At 65.3% G+C, this 21,794-nt stretch carries 21 protein-coding genes; 10 read left to right on the top strand and 11 right to left on the bottom strand.

Features of this window, described 5'->3' with window-relative positions; all coding sequences use genetic code 11:
• Positions 1-55: 55 nt before the first annotated feature.
• Entirely contained in the window at positions 56-823 is a 768-nt protein-coding gene (purC, locus tag IP86_RS10255) for a phosphoribosylaminoimidazolesuccinocarboxamide synthase (RefSeq protein WP_182915243.1), read from the bottom strand.
• Positions 824-1,125: 302 nt separating this feature from the next.
• Between purC and IP86_RS10250 the strand changes: the two genes are divergently transcribed.
• Positions 1,126-1,449, top strand: coding sequence for a DUF1476 domain-containing protein (locus IP86_RS10250; RefSeq protein ID WP_054162417.1), 324 nt, complete (start codon positions 1,126-1,128; stop codon positions 1,447-1,449).
• A 371-nt stretch (positions 1,450-1,820) separates the two neighbouring features.
• On the opposite strand, the gene IP86_RS10245 is transcribed toward IP86_RS10250, so the two are convergent.
• A complete protein-coding gene (locus tag IP86_RS10245; protein WP_054162416.1) occupies positions 1,821-2,648 on the bottom strand; it encodes an isocitrate lyase/PEP mutase family protein in 828 nt (275 codons plus the stop codon).
• A 624-nt stretch (positions 2,649-3,272) separates the two neighbouring features.
• On the bottom strand, positions 3,273-3,656 hold the full coding sequence (locus IP86_RS10240; protein WP_054162415.1) for a hypothetical protein: 384 nt from the start codon (positions 3,654-3,656) through the stop codon (positions 3,273-3,275).
• 214 nt (positions 3,657-3,870) lie between these two features.
• Between IP86_RS10240 and IP86_RS10235 the strand changes: the two genes are divergently transcribed.
• Together IP86_RS10235 and IP86_RS29345 are read left to right on the top strand one after the other, a co-directional pair.
• On the top strand, positions 3,871-4,113 hold the full coding sequence (locus IP86_RS10235; RefSeq protein ID WP_054162464.1) for a hypothetical protein: 243 nt from the start codon (positions 3,871-3,873) through the stop codon (positions 4,111-4,113).
• A 312-nt stretch (positions 4,114-4,425) separates the two neighbouring features.
• Positions 4,426-4,836 carry a Fic family protein gene (locus tag IP86_RS29345; RefSeq protein ID WP_245290589.1) on the top strand — a complete coding sequence of 137 codons (411 nt, stop codon included), beginning with the start codon at positions 4,426-4,428 and terminating at the stop codon, positions 4,834-4,836.
• Between the two features lie 43 nt (positions 4,837-4,879).
• Here the strand turns inward: IP86_RS29345 and greA are convergent, their stop codons facing one another.
• The 4 genes from greA to IP86_RS10215 form a co-directional block, all read right to left on the bottom strand.
• Complete coding sequence (gene greA, locus IP86_RS10225; protein ID WP_054162414.1) at positions 4,880-5,362, bottom strand: transcription elongation factor GreA; 483 nt, start codon at positions 5,360-5,362, stop codon at positions 4,880-4,882.
• A gap of 9 nt (positions 5,363-5,371) precedes the next feature.
• On the bottom strand, positions 5,372-5,560 hold the full coding sequence (locus IP86_RS28630) for a hypothetical protein (RefSeq protein ID WP_156332458.1): 189 nt from the start codon (positions 5,558-5,560) through the stop codon (positions 5,372-5,374).
• Between the two features lie 21 nt (positions 5,561-5,581).
• On the bottom strand, positions 5,582-5,983 hold the full coding sequence (locus IP86_RS10220; protein ID WP_054162413.1) for a DUF2147 domain-containing protein: 402 nt from the start codon (positions 5,981-5,983) through the stop codon (positions 5,582-5,584).
• A gap of 92 nt (positions 5,984-6,075) precedes the next feature.
• Positions 6,076-7,272 (bottom strand): TrmJ/YjtD family RNA methyltransferase, encoded by a 1,197-nt coding sequence (locus IP86_RS10215; protein ID WP_054162412.1) that lies wholly within the window; start codon positions 7,270-7,272, stop codon positions 6,076-6,078.
• Positions 7,273-7,675: 403 nt separating this feature from the next.
• Here IP86_RS10215 and IP86_RS10210 point away from each other — a divergent pair, with 403 nt between their 5' ends.
• From IP86_RS10210 to IP86_RS10200, 3 genes are all read left to right on the top strand, one after another.
• The gene (locus tag IP86_RS10210) at positions 7,676-8,902 is read left to right on the top strand and encodes an NADP-dependent isocitrate dehydrogenase (protein WP_054162411.1); all 1,227 of its coding nucleotides are present in this window, start codon (positions 7,676-7,678) and stop codon (positions 8,900-8,902) included.
• A 131-nt stretch (positions 8,903-9,033) separates the two neighbouring features.
• Complete coding sequence (locus tag IP86_RS10205; RefSeq protein WP_054162410.1) at positions 9,034-9,366, top strand: YnfA family protein; 333 nt, start codon at positions 9,034-9,036, stop codon at positions 9,364-9,366.
• A 244-nt stretch (positions 9,367-9,610) separates the two neighbouring features.
• Positions 9,611-10,444 carry a helix-turn-helix transcriptional regulator gene (locus tag IP86_RS10200; RefSeq protein ID WP_054162409.1) on the top strand — a complete coding sequence of 278 codons (834 nt, stop codon included), beginning with the start codon at positions 9,611-9,613 and terminating at the stop codon, positions 10,442-10,444.
• Between the two features lie 70 nt (positions 10,445-10,514).
• Here the strand turns inward: IP86_RS10200 and IP86_RS29340 are convergent, their stop codons facing one another.
• Positions 10,515-10,982, bottom strand: coding sequence for a hypothetical protein (locus IP86_RS29340; protein ID WP_245290588.1), 468 nt, complete (start codon positions 10,980-10,982; stop codon positions 10,515-10,517).
• Here IP86_RS29340 and IP86_RS10195 point away from each other — a divergent pair.
• From IP86_RS10195 to IP86_RS10185, 3 genes are all read left to right on the top strand, one after another.
• The gene (locus IP86_RS10195; RefSeq protein WP_245290587.1) at positions 10,975-12,894 is read left to right on the top strand and encodes a TonB-dependent siderophore receptor; all 1,920 of its coding nucleotides are present in this window, start codon (positions 10,975-10,977) and stop codon (positions 12,892-12,894) included. The two genes, IP86_RS29340 and IP86_RS10195, sit on opposite strands and share 8 nt — an antisense overlap.
• Before the next feature lie 20 nt (positions 12,895-12,914).
• Positions 12,915-13,445: a hypothetical protein gene (locus IP86_RS10190; protein WP_054162407.1), complete on the top strand. Its 531-nt coding sequence runs from the start codon at positions 12,915-12,917 to the stop codon at positions 13,443-13,445.
• 354 nt (positions 13,446-13,799) lie between these two features.
• Positions 13,800-15,578, top strand: coding sequence for a monovalent cation:proton antiporter-2 (CPA2) family protein (locus tag IP86_RS10185; protein WP_054162406.1), 1,779 nt, complete (start codon positions 13,800-13,802; stop codon positions 15,576-15,578).
• Here the strand turns inward: IP86_RS10185 and IP86_RS10180 are convergent.
• Genes IP86_RS10180 through IP86_RS10170 form a run of 3 tightly spaced genes read right to left on the bottom strand, consistent with a single transcriptional unit; the run spans position 15,575 to position 19,084 of the window.
• Positions 15,575-15,766: a hypothetical protein gene (locus IP86_RS10180; protein WP_054162405.1), complete on the bottom strand. Its 192-nt coding sequence runs from the start codon at positions 15,764-15,766 to the stop codon at positions 15,575-15,577. The two genes, IP86_RS10185 and IP86_RS10180, sit on opposite strands and share 4 nt — an antisense overlap.
• Positions 15,763-16,959 (bottom strand): PepSY-associated TM helix domain-containing protein, encoded by a 1,197-nt coding sequence (locus IP86_RS10175; protein WP_245290586.1) that lies wholly within the window; start codon positions 16,957-16,959, stop codon positions 15,763-15,765. The genes IP86_RS10180 and IP86_RS10175 overlap by 4 nt, the downstream gene beginning before the upstream one ends.
• 22 nt (positions 16,960-16,981) lie before the next feature.
• On the bottom strand, positions 16,982-19,084 hold the full coding sequence (locus IP86_RS10170; RefSeq protein ID WP_245290585.1) for a TonB-dependent siderophore receptor: 2,103 nt from the start codon (positions 19,082-19,084) through the stop codon (positions 16,982-16,984).
• Positions 19,085-19,782: 698 nt separating this feature from the next.
• Here IP86_RS10170 and IP86_RS10165 point away from each other — a divergent pair.
• Positions 19,783-21,744 (top strand): AI-2E family transporter, encoded by a 1,962-nt coding sequence (locus IP86_RS10165; RefSeq protein WP_054162404.1) that lies wholly within the window; start codon positions 19,783-19,785, stop codon positions 21,742-21,744.
• Positions 21,745-21,794: the final 50 nt, after the last annotated feature.

Below are 21,794 nucleotides of genomic sequence, written 5' to 3'. Positions count from 1 at the left end.
GAAGCGACGCGTCTCGAACCATGGGCCACGCGACCAGCGGACCGCGCGTGTCGCTTCAGCCCTTCACCAGCACCGGGCCCGATCCGACCGGGCGCTCGTTTTCCATCAGGATGCCGAGGCGCTTGGCGACTTCGGTGTAGGCCTCAAGGAGGCCGCCGAGGTCGCGGCGGAAGCGGTCCTTGTCGAGCTTCTCGTTCGACTTGATGTCCCACAGCCGGCAGCTATCCGGCGAGATCTCGTCGGCGACGATGATCCGCATCATGTCGTTCTCGAACAGCCGGCCGCATTCCATCTTGAAGTCGACCAGGCGGATGCCGATGCCGAGAAACAGCCCGGTGAGGAAATCATTGACGCGGATCGCCAGCGCCATGATGTCGTCGATCTCCTGCGGCGTCGCCCAGCCGAACGCGGTGATGTGCTCTTCCGAGACCATCGGGTCGTTGAGCTGGTCGTTCTTGTAGTAGAACTCGATGATCGAGCGCGGCAGCTGGGTGCCCTCTTCGATCCCGAGCCGCTGCGACAGCGAACCGGCCGCGACGTTGCGCACCACCACCTCGAGCGGCACGATCTCGACTTCGCGGATCAGCTGCTCGCGCATGTTGAGGCGGCGGATGAAGTGGGTCGGCACCCCGATGTCGTTGAGGTGCTGAAACAGGTACTCCGAGATCCGGTTGTTGAGGACGCCCTTGCCCTCGATCACCTGATGCTTCTTGGCGTTGAAAGCGGTAGCGTCGTCCTTGAAGTGCTGAATCAGGGTTCCGGGTTCCGGACCTTCATACAGCACCTTGGCCTTGCCTTCATAAATGCGACGTCGCCGGCTCATGGGGATGTACCGTGTTTTGTTGAAATCCATGGATGGGTGGCTCCGTCAGAGGATTGAGACCCACGGCGGAGCTGCCGTGAAGGCCGGAACCGGAAACAGAACAAGAACCTAGCCTTGCCGCAACCTAGCTGATTGGCCGGTCCGGCACAATCGATCCGGCCGGGTGCGCCTAAGTTTTACCCGTCCGGCTGCGTCCTTGTTGGCAGTTGTCTTGTCGTTCCGCTCTGGATATCTAGGCATCGAAACCGCCCACCGCAAACCGGCCCGTTCCCGCGGCCGGCTCACAGATCGGAACCCAGACAATGAGCACGTTCGACAAGCGCGAGGAAGGATTCGAGAAGAAGTTCGCGCTCGACGAAGAACTGAAGTTCAAGGCGGAAGCCCGCCGCTCCAAGCTGCTCGGCCTCTGGGTCGCCGAAAAGCTCGGCCTGTCCGGCGATGCCGCCGCGGCCTATGCCAAGGAAGTCGTGGTGGCCGACCTCGAGGAGGCCGGCGACGCCGACGTCGTCCGCAAGGTCACCAAGGACCTCGGCGACAAGGGCATCTCGGTCACCGAGCAGGAAATCCGCCTCAAGCTCGGCGAGTTCCTCGCCCAGGCGGTGCTGGAGATCAAGGCCGGGAAGTAAGGCGGACCGCCGCGGGCGACCGCGGCGCGTGCCTTTTGCTTTGGCCGCAGAGTTGGAAATGCCCGGGCTGGTCCCGGGCATTTTTGTTGCGCGGGCGAATCGGGGATCGACGTCCGTGCGCGGCGCCGTGAAAATGAAGTTCTTTTCTTGGAACGATCAGATACGTCTTCGTGACTGTTTAGTGCGCGCCAGCTCGCGCGGCGCAACAGTAATGGTATCAAACGCAAACCACCCTTCGATTATTAAATTGTATTCCGGCGTCGGAGATTATGTGCAGCTTGACCGCGCATCCGTGATATCTGGGAAATCAATAGGCAGGGAGTCATGTCGGAGGTGCTAATTCGGCTCTAAACGCGCCTTCTCAAAAGGCTCTAGTCACTTCTTTCCCCAAACACCCCATTCAACTCCGCGCCCTTCGCCGCCCCCGCCAGCGCCGTGAACGTCCCCTGCTCGGCGATCTCGCGCGCGGCATTCAGGAAGCCGCCCCACGCGGCGCGGGCGAGTGCGCCGCCGACGCTGATGCGGCGGACGCCGAGGGCGGCGAGTTTGGCGACGGTCATTGTGGCCGGCTGCACGGTCAGCACGTTGAGCGGCTTCGGCGCGACGGCCTGGACCAGCGTGGTGATCTCCGCCTCGGTCGAGATGCCCGGCGCGTAAAGGCAGTCGGCGCCGGCGCCGGCGAATGCCACCAGCCGCGCGGCCGTCTTCGACAGATCGCGCTCGCCCCACAGAAAACCTTCGCAGCGCGCGACCAGCAGCACGTCTTCGCCGGTGGCGTCGATCGCGGCGCGGGCCGCCTTGATGCGGGCGACGCCGAGCGCGTCGTCGTAGAGCGGGCGCGCTTTGTCGCCGGTGGCGTTCTCGATCGACAGGCCGGCGATGCCGGTCGCCACCGCGCGGGTGACATTGGCGGCGACGCCGTCCGGATCGTCGGCAAAGCCGCTCTCGAAATCGGCGTTGACCGGCAGATCGGTGGTGGCGCACAGCGCCGTCAGATGCGCCAGCACGTCGTCACAGGCGACCTGATTATCGGCGCGGCCGATCGACCAGGCGAAGCCGGAGCTGGTCGAGGCCAGCGCCTTGAAGCCGAGATGCTGCAGCATCCGCGCCGAGCCGATGTCCCACGGGTTGGGCAGCACGAAGCAGCCCGATTGATGCAGCTGGCGAAACGCGGCGCGCTTCTGCGCGGTGGTGGTCATCGGCGGTCTCTCCCTGATTTTTGCTCAGGCTAGCATGGCCGGGCGATGCCGCATCCGCCCTGCGAGCAGGACGATCGGTAGCGGGCCAACGTGACATCGCCCAGGTCAGTGACCGTGGCCGGCCTGCGACGCGGCGTTCTGTGCCAGCTTGTGACGCTGCGTCGTGCCCACGTTAACGTTCAGAACGCGGGCGGAACAAACCACCGACGAATCACCGCGAATCGGGATCTGCAGGACGGCAGGGACTGCATCTCGGGGGCCGTCGCCGCGATGGCCACAAGCTCTGGGCGCGCGCATTCGCGCCCGACAATGTCACAACCGGCCAGACGTTAATGGACGACCCGACGAGACGCCCGGCCGGCGCAGTCTGACGCTGCGGCGCGAGCCGCGTCGCCTTCGTCCGCAGCGTCCCGTCCTGCGACAGCTCCCTCCGCCGACGTTAACGTTCCGAACGCAGGCGGAACAAAGCGGCGACGAATCGCAGCGAATCGGGATGCTCCCCGCGCGCGTGTCTGGATGTCGCGCGACGATGCCGCGACCACCACAACAGCTGGGAAGCGTGTCCGCTGGGGCCGGCAGCCCAACATGCGAAACGTTAACGAAGCGCGGCCCGCGCCGCGCCCGTTAGGGCAACGCCTTCAGAGTGATCACCGATCCGATCGTCCCGCTGACGCTGTAGCCGCTCGGCTGCTGCAGCTGCGGCGACCGGCCTTCGGCCTGGCGGACGTTGCTGTTGACCGACTCCAGCCTGCAGTCCTTGGCGATCGTGCTGCGCAGCAGCTCGCACTCCCGCGTCGCCAGGAGATAGACGGTCTTGCGCGCCTGATCGAGTTTCTGCGGCAGCTCGTCCTCCGTGCCGCTGCCGGCTACGAAGAAGGAGATCGAGGTCTGAACCCGCACCGGCGCGCCCTGCCCGTCCGCGCCTCCGGGCGCCGTCTGCGCCGCAGCCGGTGCCGTCATCAACACAGCCGCCACGGCGGCAAACCAACAATACTTCGCTAACAACATGACACATCCTCGCACCCACAAAGGCGCGAGCGTAGCAGCGCCGAATTGAGCCAGGATGAAATGTCCTGCGCGAAGATGCAGACGTCTTAGAAGGATGGATTCACCACGGATCGGCCGCGCACCCCGTTGATGCCCGTAGCCTGCAGGCCAGCGAAGCGGCCTCTGTCCATAGATTTTCAATCGGTTGGCAGCTATATTGGCGGGCGAGGAGATCATGCTGTCCCGCCCTCGACGCGCAACCGCCGCTCTGATCGATGAGATGGCCAGGCAACACCAGGTACGCTACTTGGGCACAGCGTCAGACGAACTCGCGCATCACATCACCCGGCTCGCCGGCGACGACATCGTTTTCGACGACATCGAGCAGACTCTGCTGGCTCTGCAGCGGGCCGGGCATTTGAGTCGCAGAGACCTCGTGCAGTTGCAGGCGCGTTATCTGAGCGAATCCAAAAAGTGACGTTCGATCCTTTCGGCGATTTCGAAGCGGAAGGCTACCTCCGCAACTTCGAAAAAGAGAAGGATCTCGCGATCGTTCGTCGGCTCGAACATTCCTCTTTCACCAGTGGGCTTTCCGAAGCTTTTGCCCGGCTCTCGGCGATCGAATATATCAACTATCAGGACGTACTCGATATCCATCGCATCCTGTTCGAGGCTATCTATCCTTGGGCGGGGCACGACCGCACCAACACAGCGCCCGAGATTGCGGTGAGCAAGGGGGGGCGTTCTGTTCGCTCACCCTCACGACATTCGACCCGCAGTCGACTACGCATTGAGCCACGGACAGGATCGTGCCTTCATGGCGGCGAAGCCCGTCGAAGTGATGGGATATCTCGCATACGGCCATCCTTTCCTGGACGGCAATGGCCGGACCATCATGGTGGTTCACGCAGTTCTCGCCCAACGCGCGGGGTTCAGCATCGACTGGGCCAAAACCGACAAGTCCGCCTATCTTCTCGCCCTGACCAAAGAATTGGCGAAGCCGGGCAAGGGGCTGCTCGACGACTATTTAAAGCCCTTCGTAGTTGAACCGGTCGCCTACGAGAGGATGGCAGATACGGTGATCGAAGTTCCCGGTCTCGCAGGTGGTTTGAAGGACGCCAACGTCGTTCTTGGCAAGACTTCCCAGCCCGAGGTACAAGCGCGTTATCAGCAACAAAAGATCTCGCGCGGCGCGACTTGAACTTCAAGCCACCCACAGCGGATCGACGGGCTCGCAGCCTGGACTAAGCAATCTCCACCACCTCCAGCTCCTGCGCGCCCTTCCCCACCACGTCGCCGACTTCCTTCCCCATCAGCAGCCTTGCCACCGGCGATGCGAATGAGATCGTGCCCTGCTTGGGGTCGGCTTCGTCTTCGCCGACGATGCGGTAGGTTTGGACGCGGCCGTCGGGGCGGCGGAAGGTGACGGTGCTGCCGAATGCAACGACGTCGTTACTGTCCGGCTCGGGCATCAGCTGCGCGCTGCGGACGCGGATGTCGAAGTAGCGCAGGTCGCGCGCCGGGATCGCTTCGGCCTGGCGGCGTTCGTTGACGTCGGCGATGGCGGCGGCGGCCTCGACGCCGGCGCGCGCCTCGGCGAGCTGCGCTTCCAGCGCGGCGAGGCCGGCGGCGGTGACGAGATTGGGATGCTCCGAAATCGGCCGGTCGGGCAGCATCGTTTCCGATGCGGTCGCGGCACTGTCTTCCTTGGTGAAGGCGACGCTCAATTCAACACTCTATCTTTTAGGCGCGGGCAGAGACACCAACTCATCGAGCAGAGTATCGAGGCCTTCGTCATCGATTTCGACAAAATCCCCTCGCTCCAGCGCGGACACGCCGCGCCGGATGTCCTTCTCGAGCAGCTCAAGCTGCAACGCGGCTTCACGCGAACGGTTCGCCGCTGCGTCAATTGCTCTGCTTTTCATATCGGTCGCTCCAAGCGCCGCTCAGTTGCTCCGAGTCCAGGTCGACGATTTGCAGATCATGCCACCCATCGCGCAGCCCTGGGTGGTCAGGGTGCCGCCGGCGAGGCTCATCTTGCCGCTGTAGGTCTTGCCGTCTTCCGGATTGAAGGCGCTGCCGCTCCAGGCGTTGGCGCCGGTCGGCTTCATGTCGAAGAACACCTTCTGGCCGACCTTCGCCGGCGTCTCGACGCCCGGCTTGATCCACACCAGCGTGCCGCACAGCGCGCCACCGCAGGGCGCGAACTTCACCTTCGACGCGCCGGTGTCGCGCAGCCAGGTGCCGGCGACTTCGTCGGCGCGGGCACTTCCGATCGATCCGGCGACGAGCACGGCCGCGAGCGCGGCGAAGCCGCTGGCGATGCGGCGTGGAGTGGAATGTCGCATAAATCTCCTCCGTCAGCTGCGGCCGTTTCGCCGCTAGGTCGCAGTCCATCGCGCAGCGCCGGCCAAGTCAATCGGCGCCGCGCGCGGCCGCCCTACCCCGCCAGCACCGCCTCGATCCGCCCCAGCACCGCGCCGATGTCTGCATTCACCTCGTCGGCCGTCACCCACACCACGCGGTAGTCGCGCTCTTCCAGCCAGGTTTTGCGCGCGGCCCTGTCCGCCGCGACGGCGTCGCCTTCGTCCGGGTGGATCAGCTCGATCACCAGGCGGCGGGTGAAGGAGACGAAATCCGGGATGTGGCGGCCGACCGGGGTCTGGCGCTTGAAGTTGCCGGCGAAGCGGCGGTCGCTGCGCAGCTTCTCCCATAAGAGGCGCTCGGCGTCGGTCGGGTTGCGGCGGAGCAGCCGCGCCAGGCCGCGCAGCGAGCCGCCGTCGGGATCAGCGGCGCCGGCCGCGCGCTCGGCCAAGAGCGCGCGCAACCGTGTGGCCTGCTCGCCGTCGAGCACGCCGCCCTTGGCTGGGCCCTTGCGGCCCTCGGCGATCGCCATGATGGCGCCGTGCAGTGTGTGGATGTCCTGCTTGGTCGGATCCATGCGGGTGAAGATGTTGCGCAGATTGACCAGCATGGTGTCGCGCTTCTCCGGCGGGCGGAGGAACTCGACGCGGTCGAGCTCGGCGACCAGATTGTCGAAGAACGCCTGCATCTGGTGCTGCGACGCCGGCTCGGAGCGCTCGGGCATGTCGAACGGCAATGCGCCGCCGGTGGCGTGCTTGAACCATTCATAGCCCATCAGCAGCACCGCCTGCGCCAGGTTCAGCGAGGCGAAGGCCGGGTTGACCGGGAAAGTGACGATGCGGTTGGCGAGCGCGACCTCGTGGTTCTCGAGGCCGTGACGCTCGCGGCCGAACAGGATGCCGGCGGTGACGCCGGACGCGGTCGCGGCGACGATCTCCTGCGCGGCCGCCTCGGGCGCGCGCACCGGCTTGGCCTGGTCATGGGCGCGTGCGGTGGTGGCGAACAGCAGCGCGCAATCGGCCACCGCGGCCTCGACGCTGTCGAACAGTTCCACCGCATTCAGGATGTGGTCGGCGCCGGCCGAGGCGCGCGTCGCTGCGATGTTGGGCCAGCCGTCGCGCGGCTTTACCAGACGTAAACGCTTCAGGCCGAAATTACCCATCGCCCGCGCGCACATCCCGATGTTCTCGCCGAGCTGCGGTTCAACCAGAATGACAACAGGTCCGGCGAGGTCCGTTGCGGGCTTGGATTTGTCGGTGCCTGAACCGGCCATCGGACGAGCTTTCGGAATAGCGCCCCGGTGTCGCACGAGGTCGGCGGCCAGAGCTGCGTTGAGATTATAGCGGAGCTTGAACAAGGCGACCGCGCAGGCGCCGTTTCGCGCCCCTGCTGGTGCCAAGGCTGGCGCGTTTTCTCAAGCGAAATAATACGTTTACCAAGAGTTTTGACGATTCGTTAAGAACATGAGGTTCCGGCTCATCCGTCGCATGAGCAAGGGCCGCAATGTGGCCCGGCGGACAGTCGGCGCGCGCGCGTCCCCGCCATGCGCCGGAACGTTGCGAATCGTGCGCAATTGCCCGCCCATTCGGCTTTCCAGCGCGCGCCGCGCAGTGCTATAGCGGGCGCGGCTCAAGCCCAATCCCGCCCCAGCTGTCGCAAAGAAGGCCCGATCCCGCATGGCGAAAATCAAGGTGAAAAATCCCGTCGTCGAACTCGACGGCGACGAGATGACCCGCATCATTTGGCAGATGATCAAGGACAAGCTGATCACGCCGTTCCTCGACGTGGAACTGATGTATTTCGACCTTGGAATGGAGCACCGCGACGCGACCGACGACCAGGTCACCATCGATGCGGCGAACGCCATCAAGCAGGTCGGCGTCGGCGTGAAGTGCGCCACCATCACCCCGGACGAAGCGCGGGTGAAGGAGTTCGGCCTCAAGAACATGTGGAAGTCGCCGAACGGCACGATCCGCAACATCCTCGGCGGCGTGATCTTCCGCGAACCGATCATCTGCAAGAACGTGCCGCGGCTGGTGCCGGGCTGGACCAAGCCGATCGTGATCGGCCGCCACGCTTACGGCGACCAGTATCGCGCGACCGACATCAAGTTCCCCGGCCCGGGCACGCTGACGATGAAGTTCGTCGGCGAGGACGGCCAGGTGATCGAGCGCGAAGTGTTCAAGGCACCCGGCGCCGGCGTCGCGATGTCGATGTACAACCTCGACGAGTCGATCAAGGACTTCGCCCGCGCGTCGCTGAACTACGGCCTGATGCGGAACTACCCGGTCTACCTGTCGACCAAGAACACCATCATGAAAGTCTATGATGGTCGCTTCAAGGACATCTTCCAGGAGATCTTCGACGCCGAGTTCAAGACCGAATACGACGCCAAGGGCCTGACCTACGAGCACCGCCTGATCGACGACATGGTCGCCTCCGCGCTGAAGTGGTCGGGCGGCTATGTCTGGGCCTGTAAGAACTACGACGGCGACGTGCAGTCCGACACCGTGGCGCAGGGCTACGGCTCGCTCGGCCTGATGACCTCGGTGCTGATGACGCCGGACGGCAAGACGGTGGAAGCCGAAGCCGCCCACGGCACTGTCACCCGCCACTATCGCGAGCACCAGAAGGGCAAGGCGACCTCGACCAATTCGATCGCCTCGATCTTCGCCTGGACCCGCGGCCTCGCGCATCGCGCCAAGCTCGACAGCAACGAAGAGCTGGCCCGCTTCGCCGACCTGCTCGAGAAGGTCTGCGTCGAGACCGTCGAAGCCGGTGCGATGACCAAGGACCTTGCGCTCCTGGTCGGCGCCGACCAGCGCTGGCTGTCGACCGAAGGCTTCCTCGACAAGGTCGCGCAGAACCTCAACAAGGCGATGAGCGAGACCAAGGCCGCCTGATAGGGCCGACATCGTAGAATCGGAAAGGCGCGGATGCCCTCCGCGCCTTTTTCTTTGCCGGCTTGGCTGCTCTCTCGGCGCTTCGCGCCTTATGCTGCGCAACACTTCGCCCCATCGTTCGAAGGCTCCCCATGACCTCCCTCCTCACCTTTTGTGCCGCCGCGGTGATGGAGATCGCCGGGTGTTTTGCGTTCTGGGCGTGGCTGCGGCTGGACAAGTCGGCGTTGTGGCTGATCCCGGGCATGATGGCGCTGGCTCTGTTCGCCTATCTGCTGACGCTGGTCGACAGTCCGCTGGCCGGGCGCGCCTACGCGGCCTATGGCGGCATCTACATCGCCAGCGCGCTGCTGTGGGGCTGGGCGATGGAGGGGCATCGGCCGGACAGTTGGGACATGATCGGCGCCGCGATCTGCCTGGTCGGCATGAGCGTGATCCTGTTCGCGCCGCGCTCGCTGCCGGCGTAAGCCGATCCGGCTGAACAGCTGCGGAGGCTCGCGGCGCCGGTCGCATCCCGCGTTCGCAAGGCTGCCGAAGCGATGATCGGCCGTGACGCGCGCGTCGGCGTGAACGGCAAATGCCACCAGCGCCATTTCGCCTCGGCCACCTTCGAGCTTTTCTCGACTTCGCCTCGCGTCGCCCCGGTGCCGTTGCCAGGCTTCGGTGACATAGTGTTGCTCCTTGTCACCAGCGGTGTTCGACGGCGGAAGCATGACATTGGAGCACAGGTGGACGGGCGCGATCTCGCAGCTCGATCTGGCCAGCGGCGTTCTGCAGCAGCCCGATGGCGATTGGGTCGACGAACAGCTGCATCACGGCACCAAGGTGGTGGTCATCCTACGCGGCGCGATGCGGGCGCGGATCGATGGCTGCGTCAGTGAGTTCAGCATCGCCGGTCCCACGGTGTGCGTGATCCGTTCGCCGGCCGATGCCTCCGGTCGCCAGATGGTGACGGCCGACGAGCCGTTGCACTACGTGATGGTCAAGGCCGCCTTTTCACCGGGCGGCGAGGCCGAACGCGATCCGCTGACGCCGCTGTTCTGCACCGATCGCCCGAGCCTTCACCACATCGAGGCGCCGCGTGCGCTGCAGGCGCTGTGCTCACAGCTCGAGGTGTGCCCCTTCGTGGGCGCGGCGCGGGATCTGTTCCTGTCCGCAAAGGCGATCGAGATCCTCGCTTTGGCCTACGACGCGGTCGACGCCAACTCGGCGATCGAGACACTGCGGCCCTCGCTCGGCGATGTCGAGCGCTTGAAGAAAGCCCGCGCCATCCTCCTGGAACGGCTCGGGGCTCCGCCGAATTTGCCGGCCCTGGCGGCGGCGGTGGGACTGAACACCCGCAAGCTGACGGATGGATTCCAGGCGGCATTCGGCACCACCGTGAACGACTTCCTGCAGGACGCACGTTTGAACGAAGCGTATCGGCTGCTGTCGAGCGGCGCCACCAACGTATCGGAGGCCGCGCATCGCGTCGGCTACACACCCGCTTACTTCTCGGCGGTGTTCCGAAAGCGCTTCGGAATTTCTCCGCGCGATCTGCTGTAATTCCACTCCGCGACCGCCTCACCCCGCCGACGACGTAGAACGTTTGTAATCGTAAGAATTCGTCCGGAAATCAAAAGTCCGACGGCTTGTCGCATTCCTCGCAGTGACGCTTCTGTGCCGCGTCCTGGAGGAATATCACGATGACCACACAGCCGCGTCCTGCCGAACTAATTGCTTCACGCCAGCGAGCGGCGCGGCGCAACCGCAGATACGCCGCGTCGCTGCCGATGAGTGCATTGCTGCTGATCGGCGCGGCGACCGACGATGCACGGGCCCAGGCGGCGGCAGTTGCGCCCGCCTCCCCGGCCGTGAACGCGCTGCCTGCCGTGGTCGTCAGCGCCCCGAAGCAGAGCAGGCCGAAGCGGAGGGCCACCCGGCCGACCGTGACCGCCGCTCCCGCAGCGCTCCCCCGCCCGACCTCGCGGGCGACCTCCGCACGTGGCGCGGATGCGTCCGGCTTCGTCGCCCGGGCCAGCACGACGGGGACCAAGACCAACACACCGCTGATCGAAACGCCGCAGTCGATCTCGGTGATCAATCGTCAGCAGATGGACGCGCAGAACGTTCAGTCGGTGACCGACGCCTTGCGCTACTCCGCGGGTGTCGTGGCGACCACACCAGCGATCTCGCAGCGTTTCGACACGTTCAGCATTCGCGGCTTCGATGCCAGCAGCAGCGGAATCCTGCGCGACGGCCTGCGCGGCACCACCGCCCAGGCATGGCCGAAGACCGAACCTTACGGTCTCGAACGCGTCGAGGTTCTGCGCGGGCCGAGCTCGGTGCTGTACGGCCAGAACTCGCCAGGCGGCCTAGTCAATCTCATCACCAAGCGTCCGCTCGACAAGCCTTTCCACGAAGTGATGCTGCAAGGCGGCAGCTTCGACCGGCTGCAGGGGCAGTTCGATCTCAGCGGGCCGATCGACAAGGACGGCCAGTTTCTCTACCGGCTGACCGGACTAGCGCGCGACAGCAACACCCAGTTCAAGGCGGTCCCGGACGACAAGGTGTTCATCGCACCGGCGCTCACCTGGCGGCCGAACATCGACACGACGCTGACGATCCTGACCGACTACAGCCACGAAAAATTCGGGCCGCCGCGCCCCTACATCCCGATCCAGGGCACGCTGCTTCCCAACAGGAACGGGCAGCTGCCGCGTAACCAGTTCCTCGACCAGCCCGGCCTCGACAACGATCGCACGCAGTATTCAGCCGGATATCTGTTCGAACATCGTCTCGACGACACCTTCACGATGCGGTCCAATTTCCGCTACGGCCATGTCGACCTTTTGACCAACACCGCGTCGGGCATGAGTCTCGCGGCCGACCAGCGGACGCTCAATCGCGCGCTGTATCAATTCCGCATCGTCGGCGACACCTACGCGTCCGACAATCAGATTCAAGCCGACTGGTGGATGGGCTCGGCGCAGTTCGTGTCGCTGGCCGGCGTCGACTACCGTCGTTCGACCGAGGATTACTACCTCAACAGCGGCCGCGCTCCGTCGATCGATATCTTCAACCCGGTCTACAATCAGCCGATCGGCGCGGCGACCACGCCGATGGCCTCGACCTGGCAGACCTCCGACCAGGTCGGAATCTACGGCCAGCAGCAGATCAAATTCGATCGCCATTGGGTGCTGAGCTTCGGCGGGCGGCAGGACCGGTCGAACACCGCCACGGACAATCGGCTGAAGGGCTCGACCGCCACGCAGGACGACAAGGCATCCACCTATCGGGCCGGGCTCGTCTATCTCAGCGACATCGGCCTCGCGCCCTATATCGGCTACTCGACCTCGTTCAGCCCGGTGCTCGGGACCGATTTCTACGGCCAGCCCTACAAGCCGACGACCGGGCGACAGGCGGAAATCGGCGTCAAGTTCCAGCCGTCCGGAGCGACCAGCTTCGTCACCATGTCGGTGTTCGATCTCTATCAAGAGAACGTGCAGACGATCGATGCGAACAATTCGCTCAACCGTCTTCAGATCGGCGAGGTGCGCTCGCGCGGCTTCGAGCTTCAGGGCGTGGCCAACCCGATCGCCGGCCTCAATCTGGTGGCCTCCTACACCCACGCTGAACTGACCGTAACCAAGAGCAACAGTGCCGCCGAGCTCGGCAATCGTCCGACCGGGCTGCCGGCCGACACCGCGTCGCTGTGGGGCGACTACACGTTCCAGAGCGGCCCGCTGGCCGGCTTCGGCGCCGGCCTCGGCACGCGCTACGTGGGCGAGAGCTTCGCGGATTCTGCCAATACCATCGGCGTGCCGTCCTACGTGCTGTTCGATGCCCGGCTTCACTACGATCTCGGCCAGCTTCACCGCGACCTCAAGGGAATGCGGCTCGCCGTCAACGCCACCAACCTCACCAACAAGCAGTACTACGTGAGCTGCTCGGCCACGAGTTGCAACGCCGGCTTCGACCGCTCGGTCATCGCCAGCCTTCGCTACCGCTGGTGAGCCTTTCAGGAGACGACACGATGCGCTTCATGACCTATGTGGCCCGCGCCGCGATCGTTGCGGTTTGGGCGGCAACGACGCCCTGCCCCGCTTCGGCGCAAGAGCTGCGGCCCGAGCTGACGCAGACCGCCGTCACCTATCGCGGCGAGCATCGCTGGGCGTGGCAGTCGGAGGACGGCGAGACCGGCACCTTGCGCCTCGGCTTCACCGCGGTGCCGAGCGGCGACTATCTGGTCGCCGGATCGCTGCTGCTCGACGACGCCGAACTTGGAGCCAGCGGCTCCGCCCGGTGGCGGGGCGACCGCTTGATCGTCGACCTCACGGTGAGCGGCGGGGTCCGCGCGCAGGCTCCCGACGAGGCCAAGCAGCGGCTGTTCGCGAAAGGTGAAGTGCCGAAGCAGATCGATTCGGCCGGCTTCGCGACCTTTCGTGCCGAACTGTCGACGGCCCTCGACGGCGTCAGCCAGCAATATCAGACCAACGTGGTCACCGGCGGCAAGGCACAGGGGCCGATCTATCGTAACGGCACGTTGAAGCTGCTGTCACGGTGATGACGCGCGCGTATCGCCCCGCGTAGCGCCTTGCTTCAACTCGGGATGCCGCTCCCTCGCACGCGGCATCGAACGCGGAGCCGCTGTGCCACACCGTCGAAAATAAACGCCAGCACCAGGCCTTCGACGATGGTCGAAATCAGCGGCGTGCTATGTTCCATATCGACCGATCTTCGACATGACGACGCGAGGTGCCACCCGCGCTTCGACTCATCGCCGCGTCGCGTGCGGGCTCCGCGCCGAGCAAGATCCGGCCGCCGACGCGGGACGGGGCATTGCGGTGTTTTGACGCAGCCGGGCCGGAGTTTGATCGAGACCCGCGCGGGGCTGCCGGACGCGTGATCTGGAATCAAAATGACAACTGCAAGCGATATCGGCGTCTACCGTGAAGCCCTGGTGTTTCTCGGGACCGCCGGCGTGGTGATTCCGCTGATGGCGCGGCTGCGCATCAGCCCGGTGCTCGGCTTCCTGGTCGCCGGCCTCGTGCTCGGCCCCTACAGCCTCGGCCGCATCGGCGACGGCGTACCCTGGCTGCAGGCGATCACGATTACGTCGCAGGATGCGGTCGACCGGCTCGCCGAACTCGGCGTCGCCTTCCTGCTGTTCACCATCGGGCTCGAATTGTCGTTCGACCGGCTGTGGACGATGCGCCGGCTGGTGTTCGGGCTCGGCATGCTGCAGGTGGTGCTGACCACTGCGGCGATCGCCGGCATCGCCATCGGGTTCGGCAACACGGTCGAGGCCAGCCTGGTGATCGGCGCCTGCCTGGCGCTGTCGTCGACCGCGATCGTGCTGCAGCTGCTCGCCGAGCAGAAGCGGCTGGCGACGCAGACCGGCCGCGCCATCTTCGCGGTGCTGCTGGCGCAGGATCTCGCCGTGGTGCCGATCCTGTTTCTGATCGTGGTGCTGGGCCAGACGCACGGCGACGCCGCGCAGGCGGCCGGCGCGACGACCTCGGTGTGGTTCGGCCTGGCGATGGCGCTGATCCAGGCGGTCGCGGCGATCCTGCTGATCGTCGGCTTCGGCCGGCTCGTGCTGCGCCGGCTGTTCCGGCTGGTGGCGCATACCCGCAACCGCGAACTGTTCATGGCCACCATCCTGTTCGTCGTCGTCGGCACCTCGCTGCTTACTCACGTCGCCGGCCTGTCGATGGCGCTCGGCGCGTTCCTCGCCGGCCTGGTGCTGGCCGAAACCGAATTCCGCCGCCAGGTCGAGGTCGATATCGAGCCGTTCAAGGGCATGCTGCTCGGCCTGTTCTTCATCTCGGTCGGGATGCGGATCGATGTCGCCGAAGTCGCGCGCTATCCGGCCATGGTGGCAGCTTCGGTGTTCGGCATGGTGGCGCTGAAAGCCGTGCTGATCGCCGGCCTGACGCGCGCCTTCGGCCTGTCCCGGCCGGTGGTGGCGGAGGCCAGCCTGCTGCTCGCCGGCGGCGGCGAATTCGCCTTCCTGGTGCTCGGCCTCGCCAGTTCGAGCGGGCTCGTCACTCACGAGGTCGAGCAGTTCATGCTGCTGGTATCGTCCGGCACGATGATGCTGACGCCATATCTGGCGCGGCTGTCCCGCAAAGCCAGCTCGCGGGTGCGCAATGCCACCGCCCTGGCCGACGGCCATGCCGACCCCGGCCCGGCCGAAGAGGGCCGCATCATCATCGTCGGCTACGGCCGCGTCGGCCGCATTCTCGGCGACATCCTGAAGAAGCAGGACAAGCCGTTCATCGGCATCGAGATCGATCCCGAGGCGGTGGCGCGAGCGCGGCGCGCCGGCCAAAATCTGGTCTATGGCGACGCCACGCAGCGCGCCTTCCTGCGCAAATGCGGTCTCGCCGAAGCGCCGGCGCTGGTGGTGACGATGCACGACGCGGTCGCGGCCGAGCACGTCGTCGCCGCCGCCCGCGCCGAGCGCCCGGATCTGCCGGTGATCGTCCGCGCCCGTGACGCCGACCACGCCCGCCGGCTGTTCAAGCTCGGGGCTACCGACGTCGTCCGCGAAGTCCTCGAAGCCAGCTTCGAAATCGCCTCCACGGTGCTGCAGACCCTCGGCACCCCGGTCGGCAAGGTGATCGCCATCATCCACGACGAACGCGATACCCGGAAGAAGCAGGTGCGTGAGGGTGTGGCGGCAGTGGATTAACGGGCGCGGCCGAAGCCGCCACGCGACAGCGCGATCACGATAGTGATCAGCGGGACGGCAAGCGCCGCCCAGGACAACGACCGCCAGATCGCATCGTTGCCGAGAAACGCAGCCGCGAGCCCCGCCGCGATCAGAGCCGCGAGCGCGAGCGGCCAGCGCCAAATCCGTAACAGCGTTTGCGCTCTCATTCGGTGGGCCCCGGCGACAGCACATTCGCTCTGCCGGCGGCCGCTGTGCCGGCGGCGGGACCAATCCCGGCCGCGCCGGCGAAGTCGCCGCGACGCGCCCACCAGAGATACAAGCCGCTGCCGAGTATCACGATGGTGACGCAATCGAGCAGCGCCCAGATGATCTTCAGCGGCATCCCGCCGTAATCACCAAAATGCAATGGGCGCGAGACCTGTAGCGCGGTCAGATACCACGGCATCTGCACGACCGCCGCCAGCTTGCCGTTACGCGCATCGACCAGCACCGGCTTGAACAACCGTGAGGTCAGCGGGTCGTGCCCCTTGGTCCAGACGATGTAGTGATAGGGCGAACCGAACGGCGATCCTGGAAATGTGACACTGACCGGAGTCATCCCCGGCGTTGCGGCTTCTGCGACCTCGAGCGCGGCGCGGGGCGATGACGGCTGTGCCGGGATCGGCGATCCCGCGAACGAAGCAAGCATGGCCCGCACCTCCGTCATTTGCCACAACGAGAACATCGGCTTCGACAGTTCGTTGATCACGCCGGTGACACCGACCACCAGCAGCCACACCAGCGGAACGACACCGAGCAGATTGTGCAGATCGAGCCATTTCAGCCGACGCGAGCGCCCCGACCGGATCGTGGCGAACTCCAGTCGCCGCATGAAGGGGCCGTAGACCACCGCGCCTGAGACGATCGCGACGACGAACAGCAGCCCCATCGCGCCCAGAAACAGTTCTCCCGGCAGTCCCGCGAACAGATCCACGTGGAGCTGCCGCACCACGTTCATGACCGACGCTGCTCGCCCATCGAGGGGCGCCCCGTTCTTGAGCACGTCTCCCGTGCGCGCGTCGAACCGGATCTGACGCATGGACCGCCGGTCGGCCTGAAACGCCGCCCACGACGGCGCCAGCGACACCACGACTTTCGGCTCGTCGTCGCCGACGACCGCGAACATCACAGTCTGGTCCGGATAGGCGGCCCGGCTTTTCGCGATCAGCCGATCGAGATCGACGCGGGCCGCGTCCGACGGCATGGCAGCGTAAGGGAGCGCGTCGTCGAACAGATCGGCGATTTCGTCTTCAAAGACCAGCGGCAGCCCGGTGACGCAGATCAGCAGCAGAAACACGGTGCAGATCAGGCTGCTCCATTTGTGTATCCACAGCCATTTCAGCAGGGTAGCCCGCCTCACCGCTCCGGTCCTCACGCCTGGTTCACCACCGATAGCGCAGGGTCGCGATCACTTCGCGACGCAGGCCGTAATAGCAGCCGAAATCCTGGCAGATGCCGACATAGACTTTGTCGAACAGATTGGTGGCGTTGACCGACAGCTTCATCCCGGTGAACTGCTTGCCGAGCGCGCTCAGGTCGTAGTGGATCGCCGCGTCGACCAGCGTCACCGCCGGCACGTTGAACGGCGTCGTGGAGTTCGGCAGATAGTTCGAGATGGTGCCGGCGCTCTCTCCGATGTAGCGCACGCCGCCCGCGACGCCGAAGCCGTCCAGCGGGCCGCTGTGGAAGGTATAGTCCGCCCAGGCGCTCGCGGAATGGGTGGGCATGCCAATCGGACGCTTGCCGAGCTGCGCCGCATTGTTGGACTTGGTGACGGTGAGATCCAGATAGGTGTAGGACGCCAGCGCGGTGAGGTTGGCGTTCACTTCGGCCTTGGCCTCGACCTCGACGCCGCGCGAGCGGATCTCGCCGGTCTGCACGTTCTTGCCGACATGCGTCGGGTCAGGATCAGACGTCAGCACATTCTGCTGGGTCAGATCGAAATAGGCCAGCGTGTAGAGCGCCTTCGGATTCGGCTGATATTTGATGCCGCCTTCGTATTGCTGCCCCCGGGTGGGGACGAAGGAATTGCCGAAGAAGTCGGTTCCGACCGTGGGTTGGAACGACTCGGTATATTGCACATAGGGCGATACGCCGTTGTCGAATTTGTAAAGCAACGCGCCGCGCTTAGTGATGGCGGCGTCGGACTTATCGCTGGTCTGGATGCCGGTGAACAGATTCTTTGTCTGCGAGTCCGCCTGATCGCGGCGAATGCCGAGCAGTGCAACCCAGTTGTCGAACTTGATCTGATCCTGCGCGTAGACGCCGAGCTGTTGGACGTTCTGGCCGTTCGCGGAGACCGGGTTGACGACCGGAATGGTGCCGTAGACGGGCGCGAAGGCATTGATCGTCGTCGCCGTTCCGGTGCCGTTGTAAGCCTTATCGGAGGCGTTGCGATAATCGATGCCGAACAGCGTGGTGTGCTCGAAAGATCCGATCCGGAATCTGCCCTCGGCCTGCGTATCGACGGAGAACGACTTGATGTACTCCTGCGTGGTATAGGCACCGCGCGTCAGCTTGGTCGGATCGGTCGAAAAATTCGGCGATGTCACCGCAACGTCGGTGTCGCTGTCCATGTAGCGCAGGTTCTGGCGCAGCGTCAGTCCCGCTCCGACATTGTGCTCCAGCAAATAGCCGATCGAACCGTAGCTGCGCGAGGTGTGATCGAAACCGGGTTCACCGGAGAAGAAGCTGGTCGGGATCGTCTGCCCCTTATAGGGGAAGATCGTGCCGATGCCGTAGGGCGAAATCTGGTTGTAGAAGCCGGCCTTCGGATCGCGCTGATAGGTGCCGAGGACGGTGAGCGTGGTGTCGTTGGTCGGCCGCCAGGTCAAGGACGGTGCGATCGAGACGCGCTGATAGCCCTGGTAGTCGACCTGGCTGCCGACATCGAAGCCGGACGCGGTCAGCCGATAGGCAAGCTCCTTGTTACTGTCCAGCGGGCCGCTGAGATCGACGCCACTCTGAATCCGGCCGCGCGTGCCGGTCGACACGAACATCTCGTGATAGGGCTCGAAGCTCGGTCGTTTGCTGACCATATTGACGATGCCGCCGGGTGACGCCTGCCCGTACAGAATCGAGGCTGGACCGCGCAACACTTCGATCCGCTCCAGATTGAACGGCTCGACGATGGTGTAGTTGTAGATCCCGAAATTCAGCAGCCGCAAGCCGTCGAGATACTGATCACCGAGGAAGCCTCTAATATATACCGCATCGAAGCGAGCATCGGCGCCGGTGACTTCGCTGCGCACTCCCGGCAGATACCGGACCGCCTGCCCCGCGCTCTGGAACGCCTGCGCCTGGATCTGATCCTGCGTCACGACGGATATCGACTGCGGCGTCTCGATCAACGGCGTATCGGTCTTGGTGCCGGTGCCGCTGCGGGTCGCGACAATGCCGTCGACATGTCCCCAGGCAGTCTCGCGCGCAGCAGTCGCCGCGCGCGTAGCTTGCGGCAGCTGGTTGGACGGCTGGCGTGCGCGCACGATGCGCCGCAACGTCGACGAACTGCTACGACCGCGCGAGGCGGACGTCGCTCGACGTGCCTGCTGCGGCGCGTCAACGGTGACGGATGGAAGCGGCGTTGCGGTGCCTTGTGGCAAGGCGGGAGAGACGTCCATCAGGACGACAATCATCGTGCCTGCGGCACAGGAAATCGCAGCACGCGTCATCGCATGGCGTGTTGTTGTCATAGGCCGCCCCCACCAGGTCGACGTGTCGACCTACTCAACGGGGTATATCCAGAGTTCCGTATGCCCGGAACCCGAGTGGGAATGGAATACCTCTACCTTCAGACTTAGATCGGATCTAACAACCCGAACGAGCAAGCCATCGACGGCGTTTGAATCGGTGCGGAAGTCATTGATTTAGCGGCGAACGGAGTGCGGCTTCGCGGGCCGCGCGAGCGCACCGGAATGACCGGAGGCGTGCTATCGGCCCCGGCAATTTCGCTATCGGCGGCACGGTCCTCGTAACAATTCCGGTATTCCGGTTCACGCAATTGCGCTGCGCGCCCGGAATGACTCGCGGAGAGGCAGCGGCATCGCCCGGGCGCGGGCGAGGCACGGAACTGAGTTTCACGAGCTTACTTATCGATCGGTGCGGCCTGCTGTCTGGTTCGAGGCGGCTGGCTGCGGGGTCGGCGCATCGTCCGATCATCAACGTCATCGAAGGCGTCGAACGGATGAAGCTGGGGAAAGCTCAAAGCCTGGAAGACGTCGCCGGCCTGGTCGGCGCCTGCGCCGTCACGATCCTGGCGGTGATCATCATTTCGGCGCTGTATGTCGGGCGCGAGGTATTCGTGCCGGTGGCGCTGGCGATCCTGCTCAGCTTCGTGCTGGCGCGGCCGGTCAATCTGCTGCAGGCGATCCGGGTGCCGCGGGCCGTGGCGGCGATCGTCTCGGTGCTGCTCGCGTTTGCGGTGATCTTCGCGCTGGGCAGCCTGATCGCCACGCAGCTGTCGCGGCTCGCCAGCGACCTGCCGCAGTATCAGTCCACGATCCAGGGCAAGATCACCTCGCTGCGCGGCGTCACCGGCGGCTCCTCGACGCTGGAGCGCGCCGAGGGCATGCTGCAGGATCTCAGCAAGGAACTGAACAGGCCGAACAACGCGGCGCCGTCGCTGAACAATGCATCGCCGACGACCTCATCCGGCCGTCCGGTTGCGCCCGTCCCGGTCGAGGTGTTGCAGCCCGATCCGGGGACGCTGGCCAATCTGCGCTCGCTGATCGCGCCGCTGATCTCGCCGCTGGCGATGACCGGCATCATCGTGATCTTCGTGATCTTCATTCTGCTGCAGAAGGAAGATCTGCGGAATCGGCTGATCCGCCTCGCCGGCACACACGATCTGCAGCGCACCACCGCGGCGCTGGACGATGCGGCGGGCCGGCTGAGCCGGCTGTTCCTCAATCAGTTGCTGCTCAATTCCTTCTTTGGTGTGCTGATCGGCGCCGGCCTGTGGATCATCGGCGTGCCGAGCCCCGCGCTGTGGGGCATCCTCGCCGCGGTGCTGCGCTTCGTGCCGTATATCGGCTCGATCATCGCGGCGGCGTTTCCGCTGACGCTGGCGGTGGCGGTGGATCCGGGCTGGTCGATGCTGATCTGGACGGCCGTGTTGTTCTTCGTCATCGAGCCGGCGATCGCCCATGTGGTCGAACCCTGGGTGTACGGCCGCACCACCGGCCTGTCGCCGGTGGCGGTGGTGATTTCGGCGACGTTCTGGACCGCGCTGTGGGGACCGATCGGCCTGGTGCTGGCGACGCCGCTGACGGTGTGCCTGGTCGTGCTCGGCCGCCACGTCGAGCGGCTGGCGTTTCTCGACGTGATGTTCGGCGACCGGCCGGCGCTGTCGCCGCCGGAGATCTTCTATCAGCGGATGCTGGCCGGCGACCCGACCGAGGCCGCCGAGAAGGCCGAGCAATTTCTGAAGGAGCGCTCGCTGTCGTCCTACTACGACGACGTCGCGATGAAGGGCCTGCAGCTGGCTCAGGCGGATCTCGAACGCGGTGCGCTCGACGCGGTGCGGCTGGCGCGGATCAAGGACACGGTGCTGGAGTTCACAGAGGATCTCACCGACGAGGTCGAGCAGGAGGCGGACGGCGAAGAGACTACCGAAGACGCCGAAGCAGCCGCGGCTGTGGACGAAACGCCCACGGCGCATGCTCATGATGGGCTGCCGACGCTGACTCCGGCCGAGTTGGAGCCGCACTGGCAGAGCGCAGCGCCGGTGCTGTGTATCGGCGGCCGCAGCGAGCTCGACGAAGCCGCGGCGTTGATGCTGTCGCATCTGTGCCGCGTGCACGGCCTCGGCGCCCGGGCCGAGCCGCCCGGCGCGCTGGCGACCAAGAACATCTTCGGCCTCGACACCTCGGACGTCGCGCTGGTGTGCCTGACGTATCTGGAAGTCCCGAACAGCACGCATATCCGCTACGCGGTACGCCGCCTGCGCCGCAAGGCGCCGCGGGCGAAGATCATGGTGGCGCTGCTATCGGCGACGGGCGCGACGACCCCCGACGGCCAGGGCTCCGTTCAGGCAGACACGATCGTCACCAGCCTACGCGATGCCGTCGCCTACTGCCTCGACGAAGCCACCGCCGCCCCGCCGCCGCAGACAGTTGAGCAGCCGCTGTCCAGCGTGGCGGTGTGAGGCGGCGCAGCCCGTCCGCGTCGTCAGCTCGCTCGCCCCAAGCACCGTCA

Source organism: Rhodopseudomonas sp. AAP120, assembly GCF_001295845.1.
Lineage (GTDB): Bacteria > Pseudomonadota > Alphaproteobacteria > Rhizobiales > Xanthobacteraceae > Rhodopseudomonas.
The sequence above is the reverse complement of the archived record's forward strand: the minus strand, read 5'-3'. Positions and strand labels throughout refer to the sequence as shown.